This window comes from Luteibacter sp. CQ10 (assembly GCF_040900725.1).
GTDB lineage: Bacteria > Pseudomonadota > Gammaproteobacteria > Xanthomonadales > Rhodanobacteraceae > Luteibacter.
Genome location: NZ_JAEUYM010000002.1, coordinates 305,778 through 322,570, shown reverse-complemented (window position 1 = coordinate 322,570; position 16,793 = coordinate 305,778). Strand labels below are relative to the sequence as shown.

Genomic DNA, 16,793 nt, shown 5'->3' with positions numbered 1-16,793 from the left:
GTATCCCGTCATGAAACTCGCCTCCGTCGTTCGCTTCGCCGTCACCGCGATCGTCGTCATTCTCGCGGTGGTCGCCGGCCACTTCCTGTGGAAGCACTACATGTATTCCCCATGGACGCGCGACGGCCGCGTACGTGCCGAGATCGTGCGCATCGCGCCCGACGTGGCGGGGTTGGTCACGGACGTGCGGGTGATCGACAACCAGACGGTCAAGAAAGGCGACCTGCTTTTCGTCGTCGATCGTTCGCGCTACGAGAATGCCGTGGCCCAGGCGCAGGCCAACCTCAACGCGGCCGAAGCCGCGGCGCGGGCGTCGGGTGCCAGCATCAACGCCTCGCTGGCCAGCGCGCAGCAGAGCCGCGCCAACTATGAGATGTACCAGGCGCAGTCCGAGCGCCGGCAAAAGCTCATCAACAACGTGATCTCGGCCGAGGACAAGGCCAATGCCCTGGCCGCGGCGAACGCCGCCCGCGCCGGCTGGCAGGCCGCGCAGGCCGGTACCAAGCAGGCCGGCGCCTCGCAGCAGCAGGCCCTGGCCGCCGTGGCCCAGGCCCAGGTCGAGCTGGCGCTGGCCGAGCTCAACCTCGACCGCACCGAAGTGCGGGCTCCCGTCGACGGCTACGTCACCAACCTCGACGTGCGCGTCGGCGACTACGCCAATGCCGGTGCCCCCCGCCTCGCCCTGATCGACAGCCATTCCTACTGGATCTACGGGTATTTCGAGGAAACCAAGCTGCCCGGCGTGCACGTGGGCGACCCGGTGGACATCCGCCTGCTGAGCGGCGGCGTGCACCTGAACGGCACGGTCGAAAGCATCGCGCGCGGCATCACCGATGCCGACAATCCCACCGGCAGCGACCTGCTCGCCTCGGTCAATCCCACCTTCAACTGGGTGCGGTTGGCCCAGCGCGTGCCGGTACGGGTGAAGATCGATGCGGAGCATCTGCCCAAGGGCGTGGTGTTGGCGGCGGGGATGACGGCGACGATCGTGGTGAAGCCGGTGGGCGGGCAGCGCGTGCCCGAGCGGTGAGGCCTTTCGACGATACGATCGGCTCCCACCCCCTCCGGTAGGCCGCTCGCGATGGTCGGCTGCAGGCAGTTCGCAACGGGCTTGCTACCGAAGGGGTGGGAGCCGACCGTGTCGGCGATTGCCGCGGCGCATCAGCTTGTCAGTCGCGCCAACCTGAGCTGGAGCCATCGGTCCACATCCGCCCATTCCGTGGCCAGGATGCTGTAACACACCGTATCCCTCAGCGAGCCGTCCGGGCGCCGCTTGTGGGCACGCAACACGCCCTCGCGCTTGGCCCCCAACCGCTCGATGGCCCGCTGGGAATCCTGGTTGTAGCCGTCGGTGTGGAATTCCACGGCGACCACGCCCTCGTTCTGGAAGGCGTTGGACAGCAGCAGGTGCTTGCACGCCGTGTTCAGGTGGCTGCGCTGCCAGCGCCGGGCGTACCAGGTGTAGCCGATGGCCAGGCGAGGCGGATCGGTCACGATGTCGTAATAGCGCGTGGTGCCGACGATCTCGCCGCTGCCGTTCTCGCGCACCGCCCAGGGCGACATGCGGCCTTCTTCCTGGCCGCGCAGGGCCGCCTCGACGTAGTCGGTCATCCGACCCGGCGCGGGCACGGAGGTGAACCAGAGGTTCCACAAGTCGCCGTCGGCCGCCGCCCGTTCCAGCGGCTCCACGTGGTTTAGCGCCAGCGGTTCCAGCGTGACGTAGGCGTTTTCCAGGCGAACGGGCGTCATGGGGTCAGGCGTCGAGGTCGGGGATGAGGCGGCTTTCGATGCGCGCGATGGCGTCTTTAAGCTGAAGTTTGCGCTTTTTCAGGCGGGTAAGCTGGATTTCGTCGCGACCGATGGCGGCGGCGAGATGCTCGATGGCCACGTCGAGATCGCGGTGCTCGATCTTCAGCTCGGTGAGGAGCCGGGTCAGCTCGATGGGATCCTGAACCTGCATGGCGTGGGCCGGCGAAAAGGAAGGCCCAGTCTAACGCCGGGCGAGGCGCCTCGCAGCGGCTACAATAGGGGGCCGACCGTCCCCACAAGACACGCCCGATGTCCGCCTCGCCCGAAGCCACCCGCAAGCAGACCTACGAAGCCGCCAAGTTGGCCAAGCGCCTGCGCCGCCAGGTGGGCCAGGCCATCGCGGACTTCGGCATGATCGAAGACGGCGACAAGGTGATGGTGTGCCTGTCCGGCGGCAAGGATTCCTACACGATGCTCGACATCCTGATGTCGTTGCAGGCGAAGGCGCCCGTGCGTTTCGAGATCGTGGCGGTCAACCTCGACCAGAAGCAGCCCGATTTTCCCGAGCACGTGCTGCCGGACTACCTCACGAACATCGGCGTGCCGTTCCACATCATCGAGCAGGACACCTACAGCGTCGTCACCCGCGTGATCCCGCAGGGCAAGACGATGTGCAGCCTCTGCTCGCGCATGCGCCGTGGCGCGCTCTACCAGTGGGCCGCCGCCAACGGCGTCACGAAGATCGCGCTGGGTCATCATCGCGACGACATCCTCGGCACGTTTTTCCTGAACCTCTTCTACCAGGGCAGCCTGAAGGCGATGCCGCCGAAGCTGCAATCCGACGACGGCCGCCACGTGGTGATCCGCCCGCTGGCGTATTGCCATGAGGACGACATCGCCGCCTACGCGCAGGCGCGCAACTTCCCCATCATCCCCTGCAACCTCTGCGGCTCGCAGGAGAACCTGCAGCGCAAGGTGGTCAAGCGCATGCTCGCCGACTGGGAGAAGAACCATCCCGGGCGCGGCGAAACCATCTTTCGCGCGCTCGGCAACGTGGCGCCGTCCCAGTTGGCCGACCGGGCGCTGTTCGACTTCAAGGCGCTCGGCGCACGCGATGGCGCGGCGCTGGCCGACGCCCATGCATGGCTTTCCGGTGGCGACACCGTCGACGAAAACGACTGATCCTTTCCATTTCCACGCTTCAAGGCCCGCCGATCATGACTCTCTTCTCTTCCGTGGAACTCGCCCCGCGCGATCCGATCCTCGGCCTCAACGAAGCCTTCGGCGCCGATCCGCGCACCGACAAGGTCAACCTCGGCGTGGGCGTGTATTACGACGCCAACGGCCACGTGCCCCTGCTGCGCGCGGTGCGCGACGCCGAGAAGGCCCGCCTGGAGGCGCAGCTGCCGCGCGGTTACCTGCCCATCGACGGCATCGCGCTGTACGACGCGGCGGTGCAGAAGCTGCTGTTCGGCGCATCGTCGCCGCTGCTGGAAGAACGACGCGTGGTCACCGCGCAGGCGCTCGGCGGCACCGGCGCGCTGAAGGTCGGCGCCGATTTCCTCAAGCGCCTCAACCCCGACGTGCCGGTCGCCATCAGCAACCCGAGCTGGGAAAACCATCGCGCGCTGTTCGAGAACGCCGGGTTCGCGGTACAGGAATATCCCTATTACGACGCGGCGACGCATGGCCTGAACCTCGACGGCATGCTGGGCGCCCTCGCGAAGCTGCCCGCGGGCGCCATCGTGGTGCTGCACGCGTGCTGCCACAATCCGACCGGTGTCGATCTCTCCGATGCCGACTGGGCGCGGGTGATCGAGGTCGTGCGCGCGCAGGGCCTGGTGCCGTTCCTCGACATCGCCTACCAGGGCTTCGGCGACGGCATCGACGCCGACGCGGCGGCGGTGCGCCTGTTCGCCGACTCCGGCCTGCCGTTCTTCGTGGCCAGCTCGTTCTCCAAGTCGTTCTCGCTTTACGGTGAACGCGTGGGCGCGCTTTCCATCGTGACCGGCTCGCACGACGAAGCGTTGCGCGTGCAGTCACAGGTGAAGCGGGTGATCCGCACCAATTATTCCAATCCGCCCACGCACGGCGCCGCGGTGGTGTCGGCCGTGCTCAACCACGACGCGCTCCGCGCCACGTGGGAAACCGAGCTGGGCGAGATGCGCGAGCGCATCCGCGCCATGCGCCGGGGCCTCGTCGAACGCCTGGCCAAGGCGGGCGACTTCGGTTTCATCGCCAACCAGCGCGGCATGTTCTCCTACTCGGGACTGTCGTCGGCGCAGGTCGACCGCCTGCGCGAGGAGTTCGGCATCTACGCCGTCGGCACGGGCCGCATCTGCGTCGCCGCGCTCAACGACCACAACATCGATCGCGTCGCCGACGCGATCGCGAAGGTCGTCTAAGCGCCTTCGTCCGCCTTCGTTTCGCCGGCGGGCGTTCGCGCCCGCCACGGCTCTTCATTCCCACGAGAATCGCCGATACATGTTCTTTCGCAATCTCACGCTTTTTCGCTTTTCCGCCGCCGTCGCCGACGATCTCGAACGCCTCGACGAGGTGCTGCCCGAGCATCGCCTGCGTCCGGTCGGTCCGATGGAACTGTCCACCAAGGGCTTCGTGTCGCCGCTGGGCCGCAACGACGAGGCGCTGACGCACAGCGTGGGCCGTAACGTCATGGTCAGCGTCGGTGGCGAAGACAAGCTGCTGCCCTCGGCCGTGGTCAACGACGAGCTCGCCAACCGCGTGCAGAAGATCGCCGAGGAAGAAGGCCGCAAGGTGAGCGGTCGCGAGCGCAAGCGCATCAAGGACGACGTGATGAACGAGCTGCTGCCGCGCGCCTTCGTGCGCAGCTCGCGCATGCGCGGTTATGCCGACAAGAAGAACGGCTGGCTGGTCCTCGATACGTCCAGTCGCAAGTCGGCTGAGAATACGTTGAGCCAGGTCCGCACGGCGCTGGGCAGTTTCCCGGCGGTGCCGCTGGCGCCGGAGGAGTCGCCGCGCATCCTCATGACCCATTGGGTAGCCTCCGGCGACCTGCCGGGCGGCCTCGCGCTTGGCGACGAATGCGAATTGCGCGATCCGGCCACGGCGTCCGGCGCCATCGCGCGCTGCCGCCGCCAGGATCTCGACACTGATGAGATTCGCGAGCACCTGCGCACGGGCAAGCAGGTATTCCAGTTGGGTTTGGTTTTCGACGACCGCATTTCCTTCGTACTTGGCGAAGACCTCATCCTGCGTAAAATCAAGTTCACCGACGTGGTACTGGACGAGCAGGCCGACAGTCACGAATCGGCCGCGGCGGAAATGGACGCCAACTTCGCCCTCATGGCGCTCGAATACGAACGCCTGCTGGGCAAGCTGGAAGAATGGTTCAAGCTGCCGCGTCCGGAGTAAGCCGGGCGGTGCCGCGTCGCAGTGTTTGACACGGATGGGTGGGATGTTCGTCGGGATCGACACGAGACTCGCGACATGGCAGCAGACGAAGGCGACTGGCTGGAACTATCCACCCCTACGGGTGGCGTCATCCGCGTTCTCAAGGCGGCGCACCCCCGCGCGCGCCGCCTGCGCCTGACGGTCACCCCGAAGGGTGCCCGGCTGACCTATCCCAACGGCACGCACACGGCGCAGATGACGGCCTTCCTGCGCCATCACGCCGACTGGCTGGAACAGAAGCTGGGCGAATTCCACATGGACGCCAAGCCGCTGCCACCGCTTCGGGTCGGCGTGCCCACGTCGTTTCCCTTTCGGGGCGACGAGGTGGCGCTGGCATGGGCCGAAGGCCCGTATCCGAAGGTGGAACACGAGCCGGGCCGTCTCACCCTGGTGATTCCGCGGCCGCATACGCGCGCGTTGATGGTGGCGCGCGGCCTGCTGGCGAGTTTCTTCGAGGCGCAGATCCGTCGGGACGTGTCGCGCTGGCTACCCACGCACATTCCGCAGATCAATGCGGCGCCTACGGCATTGCGCATCCGCCCGCTCAAGAGCCTGTGGGGCAGCCTGGACACGCGCGACAGGATCAACCTCGACCTCGCGCTGGCGCTCGCGCCCCCGGCGGCATTGCGCTACGTGCTCGTCCATGAGCTATGCCACCTGAAGGTGCGCAACCACTCGCCGCGTTTCTGGCATTGGGTCGAGAGCATCCTGCCCGAGCACAAGGAGCAGCGTGCGTGGCTGCGCGCGCACGGCAGCGGGTTGAAGATGCAGCTGGATCGGCTGGTGGCGGACGTCGCCGATTGATGGCGTGTCGCCACGTGATTCGCCGATACGATCGGCTCCCACCCCTCCGGTAGCGAGCTTCCTACCGAAGGGGTAGGAGCCGATCGTATCGGCGATCAAACTCGCGAGGCGTGATTCAATGCGCCAGCGCGAAGCTCGTGATGATCCGCGCCGTCTCTTCCGGCTTCTCCAGCATCGGCATGTGGTTGCAGCCGTTGAGCACCGTCGAGCCGATGGCGGGGGAGCTCTTCAGGCCCGTGCGCAAGGTATCGAGCGCCGAGACGTCGATGAGCTTGTCGTCGTGGCACCACAGGCCCAGCACCGGCATCGGCAGGCGGCCGATCACCGGATCGAGCGACAGCGCCTGTTCCGGGCGGCGCAGTTCGTCGAAGGTGCGCGCGATGAAGGCGTGGTCGTCGCGATTGCGCGCGAGCAGGGCATCCTCGACGCGCGGCAGCAGGTGCGGCGGCTTCAGGAAGATGCGTGCGAGCATCGCCTCAAGATCGGCGCGGTTCTCGTACAGGAACGGATTCTTTCCGGCCTTTACCTCACGCGCGAAGTCGTTCTCCTTGAAGGTGAGGCCCAGCGAGTCCATCAGTACGAGGCTGGCGACGCGCTCGTTGTGTTGATCGGCGTAGACGCCGGCGATGGCGCCTCCCATGGAGTGGCCCACGAGCATGAAACGCTGCATGCCGACGGCGGCGAAGAAGGGTTCCAGGCGCTTGGCCTGGGCATCGATGCCGTAATCGCCGCCTTCGATGCGCGAGGATTCCCCCCAGCCGGGCAGGTCGGGGATGATGACGTGGAAATGCGCGGTGAGATCCTTGACCGACTCCAGCCAGGTTTCCTTGTTGGCGGCGAAGCCGTGCAGGAAGACGATGTTGGGACCTTCCCCACCCTCGTAGTACGACCAGTTGGTGTCGCCGGCCTTCACCGTCTTCTTCTCGACGTGCGCCTGCATGGCCATGCGTGCCGCATCCGCCTTCAGCAGCAGCGAGGGCGCGAACAGGTAGACCGCGCCGGCGCCCACGCCGAGTACCACCGCCACCACCACGAGAAACTTCAATCGCCGCAACAGCAATCGTTGCCAGAGCGGGCGCGCGGAAGGGGAAAGGCTGGGGGAGTTGGCCATGGGGAAAGAAACCGGGGAACGGGGGACGCCCCGCAAGATGCGGGGCCGGGGCTCAGGATGCAACCTTGCGACGCCCTGGGGCACCGCAAGAATCTGCGTCATTTCTTCTTCGACGTGCCTGCCAGGATGCGCTCCACGGCCTGCTGGGTCAGCGGATGGTAGCCCGCCCTGGCCTTGGCGTAGGTGGCCTTGGCGAAGGCGAGGCCTTCCGGCGTGCGGGCCAACGCGCGATACAGCGGGGTGGTGAGATAGAGCCGGCCGATGCGCGTCATGTGCTCGGCAGCGGCCGGCCATACGCTCTTGTCGCCCGCGGCGATCGCGTGGGCGTACCAGCGCATGCCGATCTCCGCGTTGGGCGTGCCGGTGAGATGCCAGGCGGCGTCGAGCGCGCGGACGCGGTCGATGGGCATCACGTCGGGCATGCGGTCGAGGAAGTACATCCACTCCTGCGTATTCCAGCCCTTGGCGTCGAGCTTGCCGGCGTCGAGCGTGCCGGCGAGGAAGTCGGTGCGCTCCTTGTCGATCGCGTCGAAACGCGGCGAGGTCGGGAGCGGGGCGTCCTTGGGAATGCCCGGCTGCCAGATCCACGCGCGCGCCTCGGCCTCGCTCATCTTGCCGGGGTATTTGTCGAGCAGGTTGGCCTTGAGGTAGGCGAACATCGTGTCGGTGTCGATGCTCTGGAAGGCGAAGTGGGCGAAGTAGCCCTTCAGGTAGGCATCGAAGTTCTCGCGGCCGAAGCGCTGCTCCAGCGTGCGCAGGAACCACGAGCCCTTGTCGTAGGCGACCGACGACAGCGAATCGTCCGCGCCCACGCCACGCGGATCCGGCGTGAGCTTCTGCGTGTTCTTCGGCATGTCGCCGATGGTCTTCTGCAGTTCGCGCGCCGAAAGCAGGGCCTCCTCATCGGCCAGCGCCTTGCCGTACACGGCCTCGGTGATGCGGCCCTGCACGTAGGTGGTGAAGCCCTCGTTCAACCAGATGTCGCGCCACGCGGCACTGGTGACGAGATTGCCCGACCACGAGTGCGCCAGCTCGTGCGACACGAGCGAGACGAGGCTCTTGTCGCCGACGAGCACGGTGGGCGTGGCGAAGGTCATGTTCGGGTTTTCCATGCCGCCGAACGGGAACGAGGGCGGCAGCACGAGGATGTCGTAGCGGCCCCAGGCATAAGGACCGTAGAGCTTTTCGGTCGTGGCGATCAGCTTCTCGGTATCTTCGAATTCATGGGCGGCCTTGCCGACCACCGAGGGCTCCGCGTACACGGCGCTGCGCGGGCCGGTTTCCTTCACGGCGATGTCGCCCGCGGCGATCGCCAGCAGATAGGAGGGGATCGGGTGCGGCTGGTCGAAGGTGAAATCGCCATCGAGCGGATGCTTCGCGTCGTTGATGGCGCTCATCACGACGCGGACATCCTTCGGCGCGGTGACGTGCGCGTCGTAGGTGAAGCGGATCGCCGGCGAATCCTGCAGCGGCACCCACGAGCGCGCGTGGATGGATTCCGACTGCGAGAAGATGAAGGGCTGCTTCTTGTCGGCCGTCTGTTCGGGCGCGAGCCACTGCAGGCCCGACGCCTGCGGCGACGTGGCGTAGACGATGCGCACGCTGGCCGGATGCGACGGCGCCTCGATGGTGAGCTTGGCGCCGAGTTCCTTGTCGCGCGGGGCGAGGGCGAACTTCAGCGGCGAGGCCTTGCCGGAAGCATCCAGCGCTTCCACGCGGCCGATGGCGAGGTCGCGGGTATCCAGCACGAGGTCTTTCGCCTTCGCGTCCTTCCAATCGAGCTTCAGCGTGGCGTTGCCCGCGAGTTCGCGCTTGCCGAAATCCACCTTCAGATCGAGGTCGAGATGGGTGACCTTGACCACGTCGGGTTGGGCGTAGGAGTGCGGATCGGCGGCGAAGGCGACCACGGGGAAGGCGACGGTGAGGGCTGCGAAGGGAAGCAGGCGCATGTAGGGTTTCCACGACAAGTGAAGCTTCCAGTATGCCACCGGTGCCCCCCGAGACGAGGCCCGCGGCACGGCGGGCCTCGTCGTATCCGGTCAGGGATGGGCCGGACGTGCTCGTCCCACCTGGAAGGACGGGCCTTGCAGGGGCAGCGGGCCGGGCGGGAGATAACTCGATCGACCGATGCGGTGGTTGACCGTCGACACCGGGCGGATGACGTAGCCGCCACCGATCTCCGCATTCGCGAGGTGATAGACGCGAACGCGATGGATGCCACCCGCATGGGGTGTCGTGCGAATGTGCTCCAGGTTGATGCGAACCCAGGCGCCGGCCGCTTCGCCCAAGGTCCTGCCCGGTGCGGCCGTGGCGGGCGGGAACAGGGCGCGCAGCGACTCGGGGAGGAGATTCAGCGGGGTATCCGGCCCCATGGTGAGGGCGGGAACGCCGATGGCATCCGGGAACAGCGCCTGCTGGGCAAGGACGATGTCGTCGCCCGATTGCATCCGGGCCAGCCGCTCCGGCGACAGGTAGTGGTAGACGTATTGGGGCCAGCGCCCAGGTCGCGTGGTCTGGAGCTGGGGCGGGGCGGGTGCCTGCACCGGCGGGGGCGGTGCAGGCGGCAGGCGCGCGATGCGCAGTCCCTCGCGCCATGCGTGGAGCTGGGTCGAGCGCAAGGCGATGGTTTCCCCCGGAAGCCGCGACACCATGTGCCTGAGCACGTCGAAGGCTTCGGCCGCGCCCAGGCGGTTCGAAAGCTCGGTCCACAGCGCATCGAACTGCATCCGTGTCAGCCCCGAGAAGGATGGATCGGAGGAGGTCGGCATCGCGTCGGCCATGAGGTCGAGTTCGGTCCGCGTGGGCCCGCGCCCGGAGCCGCCGCGCAGGCCGGTGTGCCGGAAGTGCCATAGGCCGTCGGGCCGTCGTTCGATGGCGGGACCGGAGACGTGGGCGTCGAGGGCGCCCGGGCGGGTGAGTCGCCAGCCGCGCGAGGCGGTGTCGAAGCGGACCTGGAAGACCTTGTCGCCGTGGCGGATGTAACGGGCCTGTCCGATGGCGTAGACGCCGTTGGCGGGCACCGGGCCCGAAGGCAGGGTGACGCCGTGGGCGAGGAAGCGGTCCTCGAAGAGGGTGTCGGGCCGTGGCAGGGGACGCCGCTGGGTGAGGAGGCGGCCGGAGCCGGGCGAGGCGCGCACGAGGGAGCCGGCGAGCATCGAGGGCACCTGGGCGTAGAGGGGCACGACGTTGAGGGCGGAGGTGTAGCCGTCGACGAGGTCGAGGAAGGCGGCGGTGGGATCGCCGGCCTTGGCGTGGTCGTAGAAGCGCCAGGCGGCCTGGGCGGTGCGCGGGACGCTCTGGACGACGCCGTGGATGAGGTGGGCGGCGAGCCGGCCACCGTCGTTGAAGGGGGCGGCGGCGAGGTCGAGGCCGCGGAGCACGCCGTCGACGGAGGCCAGCCGGGTGGAACGGGCCAGGTGGTGGGCGTTGCGCTTGGCCAGGCCGACGGCGGTGTCGTAGAGGGTGTCCAGGACGGAGGCGGTGACCTCCTGCTCGGCGAAGCGCTCGTCCAGGGCGGTGCAGTCGGCGCAGTCGTCGAGGTCGAAGACCCAGGAGGCGGAGCGGTTGCCGTTGAGGCGAGGCAGGGCGAAGTGGCGCTGTCCCCGGTCGTCGGCGACGGCGAACTCGTCGGGGAGGCGTTGGAGGAGGTAGGGCTCGAAGGCGGGGTCGACGAGGACGCGCCGGGTGAGTTCGGCGCGGTCGGCGAACTCGCGCCAGGCGATGCCGTCGGGTGCGTTGGGGGTGTAGAGGACGACGCGAGAGACTGAGCGGGGATCGCGCACGCCGATGAGCAGGACATCGGCCAGGGGCGCGCCGCGGTAGGTGAGCTGGTGGGCGACCAGTTCGTGGCCGCGGGAGGTACGGGGCCGGCCGGTGGCGTCGGGGTGGTCCAGCAGGGCCTGCGCCCATTGGAAGCCCTGCTCCTCGTAGTCGTCGAGGAAGCCGCGAGGTTCGTCGGGGCGGTAGTAGGCCAGACGTGCGTCGGCGGCTTCGAAGCGCATGCGGGCGCGCAGGAGGTCGAGGGCGAGGGATCGCTGGCGTCGGCCGGCGTCGGAAGCGTCGGTGAGGGCGTGGTCGAGGTGTGCGGCGTAGGCGTTGGGGAGGTCCAGTCCGGTGACCAGTTCGCGGACGGCGGCGGGGGTGACGTCGTCGCGCGGCGAACCGTCGGGGTGGAGGACGGTGACGAGCTCGGTGGGCGCGAGGTTGCGGAAGGCAAGCTGGACGAGGGAGAGGGTGTCGGCGGGCAGGGCGCCGGCGCTGGCGAGCAGATCGGAGGACGAGGTGGGCAGGCCGGATACGCGCACGTGGATGTCGGCCGGGTCGGCGTCGATGCCCCGGGCACGCAGGCGGCGGGTCAGCTCCGCATGGGTGAACGCCGGAAGGGACAGCGCTTCGGAGGACGGATGTTCCGCCGCATCGACGGCGGCATGGAGGAGGCTGCCACGGTAGCGGTCGAGCATCTCCCGCCAATGGCCCGCCACGTCGCGTGGCAACGACGCGATGCGTTCGCTCGCGACACGTGCCTCCAGCTCGGTGTCACGACGTTCCACCATGGCATGCACGTCGACCAGTTCATGCAGGTCGAGGGCGCGGCGCAGGGCATCGCGAAACCACTCGGCGGTCTCGGGAACCCCATGCCAGGCGTCACGCGCACGTTCGGACAGGCGCGAAACGATGCCGTCGGCGAGCACCTCGAACGGCATGCCGGTCATCGGGGCCGTGGCGAGGAAATGTCTGTCGAGCGCGGCCTCGAACGGCCGGGCACCGACGCCTGGAAGATACCCGTCGGCGGCGAATCGCTCGCGCAGGCGCGGTTCGACCTCGCGGTACAGTTCGTCGAGCGATGCGAAGCTTTCCCAACCCGTCCGGGTGGTGAACATCAGCACGCGATCGGGATGGCGATCGTCGTGCAGGACGATCGCGCCGGCGTAGGGCGTATCGTCGATGCGCAGTTCGTCGGCATGCAGGTGCGAGGGCAACGGGCCGCCGGGATGGCGTGCGACCGACTGCACCAGATCGAAGGCGTCGTCGGACAGCGTACCGTCGTTGTGGCGTAGCGATGCGTCGTCATAGGCGAGGTTCGCCAGTCGCCATGCGAAAACCTGCCGACGCGAAAAGATCGCCCCTTCCGACAGGTATTCGATCGGTGCGGACCAGTACGCATCCATCTGCGCGACGAAATCGCCGACCTCCGACGCGATGTCGGGAAACTCGGGTAACGCATCGCGTTGCGTGGCGATCCAGGCCTGGGTCGCGGCCAGGCGTTGCAGCGTATCGACGGCGGCCTGGTTGGCGTGGGAAACGAGGGCGGGCGGAGCCTGTGGGGGAAGCATGTCCAAGAGGGCAATCCTTGCGTCTGGAGGGGAAGGGGCGGCCGAACAGGCCGGTTGCGCCGCCGGAATCGTCAGCGTGGCGCGAAGTGGATCGAGTAATGGTTGAAGAAGCCGAGGGCCGCCTCGGGAGCACCGACGCGCGCAAGCGCGCCGGGACGACGGAGCACCACCGCCGTGCTTCCCGGCGTCGTGGAGCGGAAGGCCTCGAAGGTCGCGGGCGCGCCGAATTCGGTGTCGGCCGCGTACGCTTCGCGCAGGCGCAGGCGTACCCATGCGCCCGACGACTCGCCGAGCGACGACCCGGGCGGTGCGGCGGTGCGCGGGATGAAGCGCATGGTGGTGGCATCGAGCGACGAGAGGGCCGTCGTCGGTGGCGAGGTGAGCACGGGCACGCCCTGCACGCCTAGTGCGATGCGTCTTTCCAACAGCGTGACGAAGAACGTGCTGGCATCCTGCGCCAGCTCGCGTGGCGTGGCGTAGTAGAACACCTCCTCGGGCAACGCCGATGCGGGGATGCGCTCGAAGCCCTCGAGCAGGAGCGAGCCATGTTGGGGCGGCTCGCGCGTTGCCGCGGCGGTGGCTTGCGCGGAGGTTCCCGGTCGCGGCTCACTCGCGTTCCCGCGCGGCAACGAAGGAGCGGTCGCGGCGCGTCTCCGCGCGCGTGCCTGTAGCAGCGCGAGGTCCCACTGTCCCTCTTCGAAAGAGCTCACCCGCGGGCTCGGTACGCCGGCGAGCCGGCGTCGGCCCAGCGCGGCGAACACGCGGTTCCCGTCGGCTTGGCCCAGACGGGTGTAGACATCGGCCTGGAAGTCCACCAGCTCCTGAGGACTCATGTCGTCCAGCTCCGCGGTGAAGCGGTGGCGAGAACGTTCCCACCGGCTGATGTGGCGGAAATGGAACATCCCGCCGTGGCTCTTGGGAAGCGTCGGTCCGCCGCCGCGCAGTCCCACGTTCCGGTACTGCCACTGGTCGCCGACACGCTGTATGGCCGGCCCGCTGAAATTCGCGTCCGGGGCGCCGGGGCGGGTAAGCCTCCAACTGTCGATGGTGCGATCGAAAGCGACACGATAGGACTGGCCGCCCTGCCGTATGTAATGCGCATCCCCCACGACGACGACGCCGTCCTTTTCGGTGCCCGCGCGCCATGTCGGCGCGTCGCGGGCGACGAATCGCTCTTCGAACCGCGCGCCCGGCGCGGTGACGGGCTTGCCGCTGCGCATGATCGCGCCGGAGCGCAGGCCGGTACGCACCACCGATCCGACCACGGCCCGCGGTAGCCCATGCAGCCCCACCACGTTGAGTGCGGAGGTATAGCCGTCGACGAAATCGAGGAACGCCTGGGTGCCATCGCCGGCCTTCACGTTGTCGTAGAAGCGCCACGCGGCCTGTGTGGTGCGCGGGATGCTCTGCAAGATCGTCCACCCCATGTCGCTCACCAGTTTCGATCCGCCGTGGAGGGACGAAAAGAACGCGTTGATGACATCGATCACGCTTTCCCGGTCGGCCTGGCCCGTCGTACGGGCGAGGTGATGCGCGTCGCGCTTGGCGAGATCGAGGCCGGTGTCGTAGAACGCATCGAGTGCGGAGCCCTGGATGTCGGCTTCGGAGAAGTTCTCTTCCAGTCGCGTGCAGAAGCCGCAGTCGCCACCGCCGAAAGCCCATTGGGATGTCCTGGAGGCCCATGAAACGCTGAAATGTCGGATCCCCTGCGCGTCGGCGGCGGAGAATTCGAGAGGGAGTCGCGCCACCAGGTAGGACTCGAGGAACGGACTGCGGAGGAAATCGCGTTCGAGGCGGGCGCGGCTCTCGAATTCGCGGAAGGCGATGCCGTCCGGCGCGTCCGGGGTGTAGAGCACGACGCGGGAAGCGGACGAACGCGGCGCGATCAGCAGCACGCCGGCCAGTGGCGCCCCACGGTAGGTAAGCTGCCGGACGGTGATGTCGTCGGCGCCGACGGTGGCGGCAACGGAGCCGTTCGTTCGATCGAGCATGGCACTCACCCATCGAAAGCCGAGTTCGTTCGCGTCCGGGAGAAAGCTGCGCACTTTTCCCGCATCCGCGTAACCGAGTCGCGCCTCGTTCGCATCGAAGCGCATGCGCGCACGCAGCAGGTCGATGTCGACGGTACGCCGACGCTTGCCGTGTCCGACATCGGCGCGCGTCTCATCCAGGTGCAGGGCGTAGCGACGGGGCAGGTCGAGTTCTCGAACGAGATCCTTGATGGCCGATGCCGTCACGTCGGTACGCACCGTGCCGTCGGGATAGGTGGGCACGATGTATTCGTTCGACCGGCTGCCGATATTCCGCAGGGCGAACTTCGAAAGCGTCATCGTCTCCCAGGGAGGACCTTGAACGATCAGCTCCAGCTTGCCGCGGATGGATTCAGGAATAGCGTGGATCCGCACGCGGATGTTGTCCGGGTCGATGTCATGACCTCTCATGAGAAGTCCGTCGATCAAGGCTTCCCGGGTGAACTGGGCGAAGTCGAGAGGGTACGGCACGCCTGGTTCGCTTCGGACGCGGGCCGCCTTCAGTCCCGCGCTCATGTAGCCGTCGAACGCGGCGAGCCAATCGGCGCGGACGTTCGCGGGCTGCCTGGCGAGGCGCTCCTGTTGCAACGCGTTGGCGAGCAGGGCATCGCGTTGCGCGACCATGGCGTGGACGTCGAGCAGGCCATGCAGGTCGACGCGTTGCCCCAGCGTCGCGATGTCGTCGACCGCGGGGGCCGAATCGGTCGTCGCCTGTTCGGCGGCACGGGCGACGAGCCTTCGGGCGATGGTCTCGAAGGGATCGCGATCGATGCTCCGTACTCCGACGAGGACACCGTCGAGCGACATCCGGATATCGCTCGTTGCGACGCCGGGAAGCTCGCCATCGGACGCCAGTCGTTCGCGCAGGCGCGTTTCGTATTCGCGCTGGAGTTCGTCGAGCGACGCGAAGGTCTCCCATCCGGCTTGCACGGTGAAGAGCATCGCGAGGTCGGGGCGGCGATCGTCCTCCAGCACCAGGGCACCGGCATAAGCGACCTCGCCGGCCATCAATTCGAAGGCCCGGCGATGGGGCGGCAAGGTGCCCGGCGGATGGTTGGCCACCGCGAGGATGAGATCGAGCGCGTCGGCGGAAAGCGTGCCGTCGTCGGCGCGAAGGCTGGCGATGTCCTTGGCGGCGTCGGCCAGTCGCAGCGTGAAAGCCTCACGTCTGGCGATGGAGGTAAGTCCGGGAACGTGTTCGACCGGCGCGCTCCAGAAGGCGCCCATCAGGGAGGTCGCATCGTCGGTCGCGGCGAGCGGCTGCTCCGAAAGCACACGTTGTTGGGCGGCAAGCCATGCCTGGGTGTCGCCGAGGCGTCGCAGGGTGTCGATCGCCGCCTGGTTGGCGTGCGACGTGACGGCAGGCGGTGCCTGCGGGGGGAGCATGTCCAAAGGCAATCCTTGGCGTTGGAGGAACCGCCAAGGTTAGGCGAGGGCGAGCCCTCGCTCTGTCGGTGGGATGGACGACGCGCGTGTGGGCGTCGTGCACCGTGGCACTACAGTTTGTAGCCCCGGTGGATCGCGACGATGCCGCTGGTGAGGTTGCGCACCTCGACGTGACCGAAGCCGGCCCGGGTCATCATTTCTTTCAGCGTGCCCTGGTCGGGGTGCTTGCGGATCGACTCGGCCAGGTAACGGTAGCTGTCGGCATCGTTGGCGAAGAGCTTGCCCAGGCGCGGCAGGATCTGGAACGAATGCACGTCGTAGAGTTTCGACAGGAGGGGGCTCTGCACTTTCGAGAACTCCAGCACCAGCAGGCGGCCACCGGGCTTGAGGATGCGCTGCATGTCGGCCAGCGCCTTGTCCTTGTCGGTGACGTTGCGCAGGCCGAAGGCGATGGTGACCGCGTCGAAACGGTTGTCCGGGAAGGGGAGCATCTCGGCGTTCATCTGCGCCCAGCGCAGGCCGGACACGAGGCCCCGGTCGGTGAGCCGGTCACGGCCCACGCCGAGCATGGCGGCGTTGATGTCGCCCACCACCACCTCGCCCTCGTCACCCACCACCGGCTTGAGCAGGGCCGCGATGTCGCCGGTGCCGCCGGCGAGGTCGAGCACGCGGTCGCCGCGCCGCACGCCGCTCACCGCCACGAAATGCCGCTTCCACAGGCGATGGACGCCGAACGACATCAGGTCGTTCATCAGGTCGTAATTGCGGGCGACCGACGTGAACACCTGGCCGACGAGCTTCTGTTTGTCGCCGACGGGCACGTCGCGAAAGCCGAAATGGGTGGTCTTGGGGTTTTCCATGGAAGGCATGGTACCCCTCCCACCGTCGGGCGGCGAGTGTGCGGCCGAAGGAAACGACGCGACGGAGGAGGCCTTCCTCCGTCGCGCC

At 67.7% G+C, this 16,793-nt stretch carries 12 protein-coding genes; 5 read left to right on the top strand and 7 right to left on the bottom strand.

Features of this window, described 5'->3' with window-relative positions; all coding sequences use genetic code 11:
* The first annotated feature begins 10 nt into the window (after window positions 1-10).
* Window positions 11-1,030 (top strand): biotin/lipoyl-binding protein, encoded by a 1,020-nt coding sequence (locus JNG39_RS10280; RefSeq protein ID WP_368311242.1) that lies wholly within the window; start codon window positions 11-13, stop codon window positions 1,028-1,030.
* 131 nt (window positions 1,031-1,161) lie between these two features.
* On the opposite strand, the gene JNG39_RS10275 is transcribed toward JNG39_RS10280, so the two are convergent.
* Both JNG39_RS10275 and JNG39_RS10270 read right to left on the bottom strand, forming a co-directional pair.
* Window positions 1,162-1,749, bottom strand: coding sequence for a GNAT family N-acetyltransferase (locus JNG39_RS10275; protein ID WP_368311240.1), 588 nt, complete (start codon window positions 1,747-1,749; stop codon window positions 1,162-1,164).
* A gap of 4 nt (window positions 1,750-1,753) precedes the next feature.
* Window positions 1,754-1,960, bottom strand: coding sequence for a YdcH family protein (locus JNG39_RS10270; protein ID WP_144912859.1), 207 nt, complete (start codon window positions 1,958-1,960; stop codon window positions 1,754-1,756).
* Window positions 1,961-2,058: 98 nt separating this feature from the next.
* Between JNG39_RS10270 and ttcA the strand changes: the two genes are divergently transcribed.
* The 4 genes from ttcA to JNG39_RS10250 all read left to right on the top strand — a co-directional run bounded on the left by ttcA (window position 2,059) and on the right by JNG39_RS10250 (window position 5,985).
* Window positions 2,059-2,931: a tRNA 2-thiocytidine(32) synthetase TtcA gene (gene ttcA, locus JNG39_RS10265; protein WP_368311238.1), complete on the top strand. Its 873-nt coding sequence runs from the start codon at window positions 2,059-2,061 to the stop codon at window positions 2,929-2,931.
* Between the two features lie 35 nt (window positions 2,932-2,966).
* Window positions 2,967-4,154 carry an amino acid aminotransferase gene (locus JNG39_RS10260; RefSeq protein WP_368311236.1) on the top strand — a complete coding sequence of 396 codons (1,188 nt, stop codon included), beginning with the start codon at window positions 2,967-2,969 and terminating at the stop codon, window positions 4,152-4,154.
* Window positions 4,155-4,233: 79 nt separating this feature from the next.
* Window positions 4,234-5,142: a recombination-associated protein RdgC gene (locus tag JNG39_RS10255; protein WP_247372576.1), complete on the top strand. Its 909-nt coding sequence runs from the start codon at window positions 4,234-4,236 to the stop codon at window positions 5,140-5,142.
* Between the two features lie 75 nt (window positions 5,143-5,217).
* Window positions 5,218-5,985, top strand: a complete 768-nt coding sequence (locus JNG39_RS10250) for a M48 family metallopeptidase (protein WP_368311234.1) — start codon at window positions 5,218-5,220, stop codon at window positions 5,983-5,985.
* A 115-nt stretch (window positions 5,986-6,100) separates the two neighbouring features.
* Here the strand turns inward: JNG39_RS10250 and JNG39_RS10245 are convergent, their stop codons facing one another.
* From JNG39_RS10245 to ubiE, 5 genes are all read right to left on the bottom strand, one after another.
* Window positions 6,101-7,096, bottom strand: a complete 996-nt coding sequence (locus tag JNG39_RS10245) for an alpha/beta fold hydrolase (protein ID WP_368311232.1) — start codon at window positions 7,094-7,096, stop codon at window positions 6,101-6,103.
* A gap of 98 nt (window positions 7,097-7,194) precedes the next feature.
* The gene (locus JNG39_RS10240) at window positions 7,195-9,045 is read right to left on the bottom strand and encodes a M1 family metallopeptidase (protein WP_368311230.1); all 1,851 of its coding nucleotides are present in this window, start codon (window positions 9,043-9,045) and stop codon (window positions 7,195-7,197) included.
* 90 nt (window positions 9,046-9,135) lie between these two features.
* Window positions 9,136-12,435, bottom strand: coding sequence for a hypothetical protein (locus JNG39_RS10235; RefSeq protein WP_368311228.1), 3,300 nt, complete (start codon window positions 12,433-12,435; stop codon window positions 9,136-9,138).
* A 65-nt stretch (window positions 12,436-12,500) separates the two neighbouring features.
* Complete coding sequence (locus JNG39_RS10230) at window positions 12,501-15,845, bottom strand: DUF6543 domain-containing protein (protein WP_368311226.1); 3,345 nt, start codon at window positions 15,843-15,845, stop codon at window positions 12,501-12,503.
* A gap of 110 nt (window positions 15,846-15,955) precedes the next feature.
* On the bottom strand, window positions 15,956-16,705 hold the full coding sequence (ubiE, locus tag JNG39_RS10225) for a bifunctional demethylmenaquinone methyltransferase/2-methoxy-6-polyprenyl-1,4-benzoquinol methylase UbiE (protein WP_368311913.1): 750 nt from the start codon (window positions 16,703-16,705) through the stop codon (window positions 15,956-15,958).
* Window positions 16,706-16,793: the final 88 nt, after the last annotated feature.

Bases quoted from the DNA above. Each gene is read 5' to 3' on its own strand.
- JNG39_RS10280 (WP_368311242.1), top strand. From the start codon at position 11: ATGAAACTCGCCTCCGTCGTTCGCTTCGCCGTCACCGCGATCGTCGTC.
- JNG39_RS10275 (WP_368311240.1), bottom strand. From the start codon at position 1,749: ATGACGCCCGTTCGCCTGGAAAACGCCTACGTCACGCTGGAACCGCTG.
- JNG39_RS10270 (WP_144912859.1), bottom strand. From the start codon at position 1,960: ATGCAGGTTCAGGATCCCATCGAGCTGACCCGGCTCCTCACCGAGCTG.
- ttcA (WP_368311238.1), top strand. From the start codon at position 2,059: ATGTCCGCCTCGCCCGAAGCCACCCGCAAGCAGACCTACGAAGCCGCC.
- JNG39_RS10260 (WP_368311236.1), top strand. From the start codon at position 2,967: ATGACTCTCTTCTCTTCCGTGGAACTCGCCCCGCGCGATCCGATCCTC.
- JNG39_RS10255 (WP_247372576.1), top strand. From the start codon at position 4,234: ATGTTCTTTCGCAATCTCACGCTTTTTCGCTTTTCCGCCGCCGTCGCC.
- JNG39_RS10250 (WP_368311234.1), top strand. From the start codon at position 5,218: ATGGCAGCAGACGAAGGCGACTGGCTGGAACTATCCACCCCTACGGGT.
- JNG39_RS10245 (WP_368311232.1), bottom strand. From the start codon at position 7,096: ATGGCCAACTCCCCCAGCCTTTCCCCTTCCGCGCGCCCGCTCTGGCAA.
- JNG39_RS10240 (WP_368311230.1), bottom strand. From the start codon at position 9,045: ATGCGCCTGCTTCCCTTCGCAGCCCTCACCGTCGCCTTCCCCGTGGTC.
- JNG39_RS10230 (WP_368311226.1), bottom strand. From the start codon at position 15,845: ATGCTCCCCCCGCAGGCACCGCCTGCCGTCACGTCGCACGCCAACCAG.
- ubiE (WP_368311913.1), bottom strand. From the start codon at position 16,705: ATGGAAAACCCCAAGACCACCCATTTCGGCTTTCGCGACGTGCCCGTC.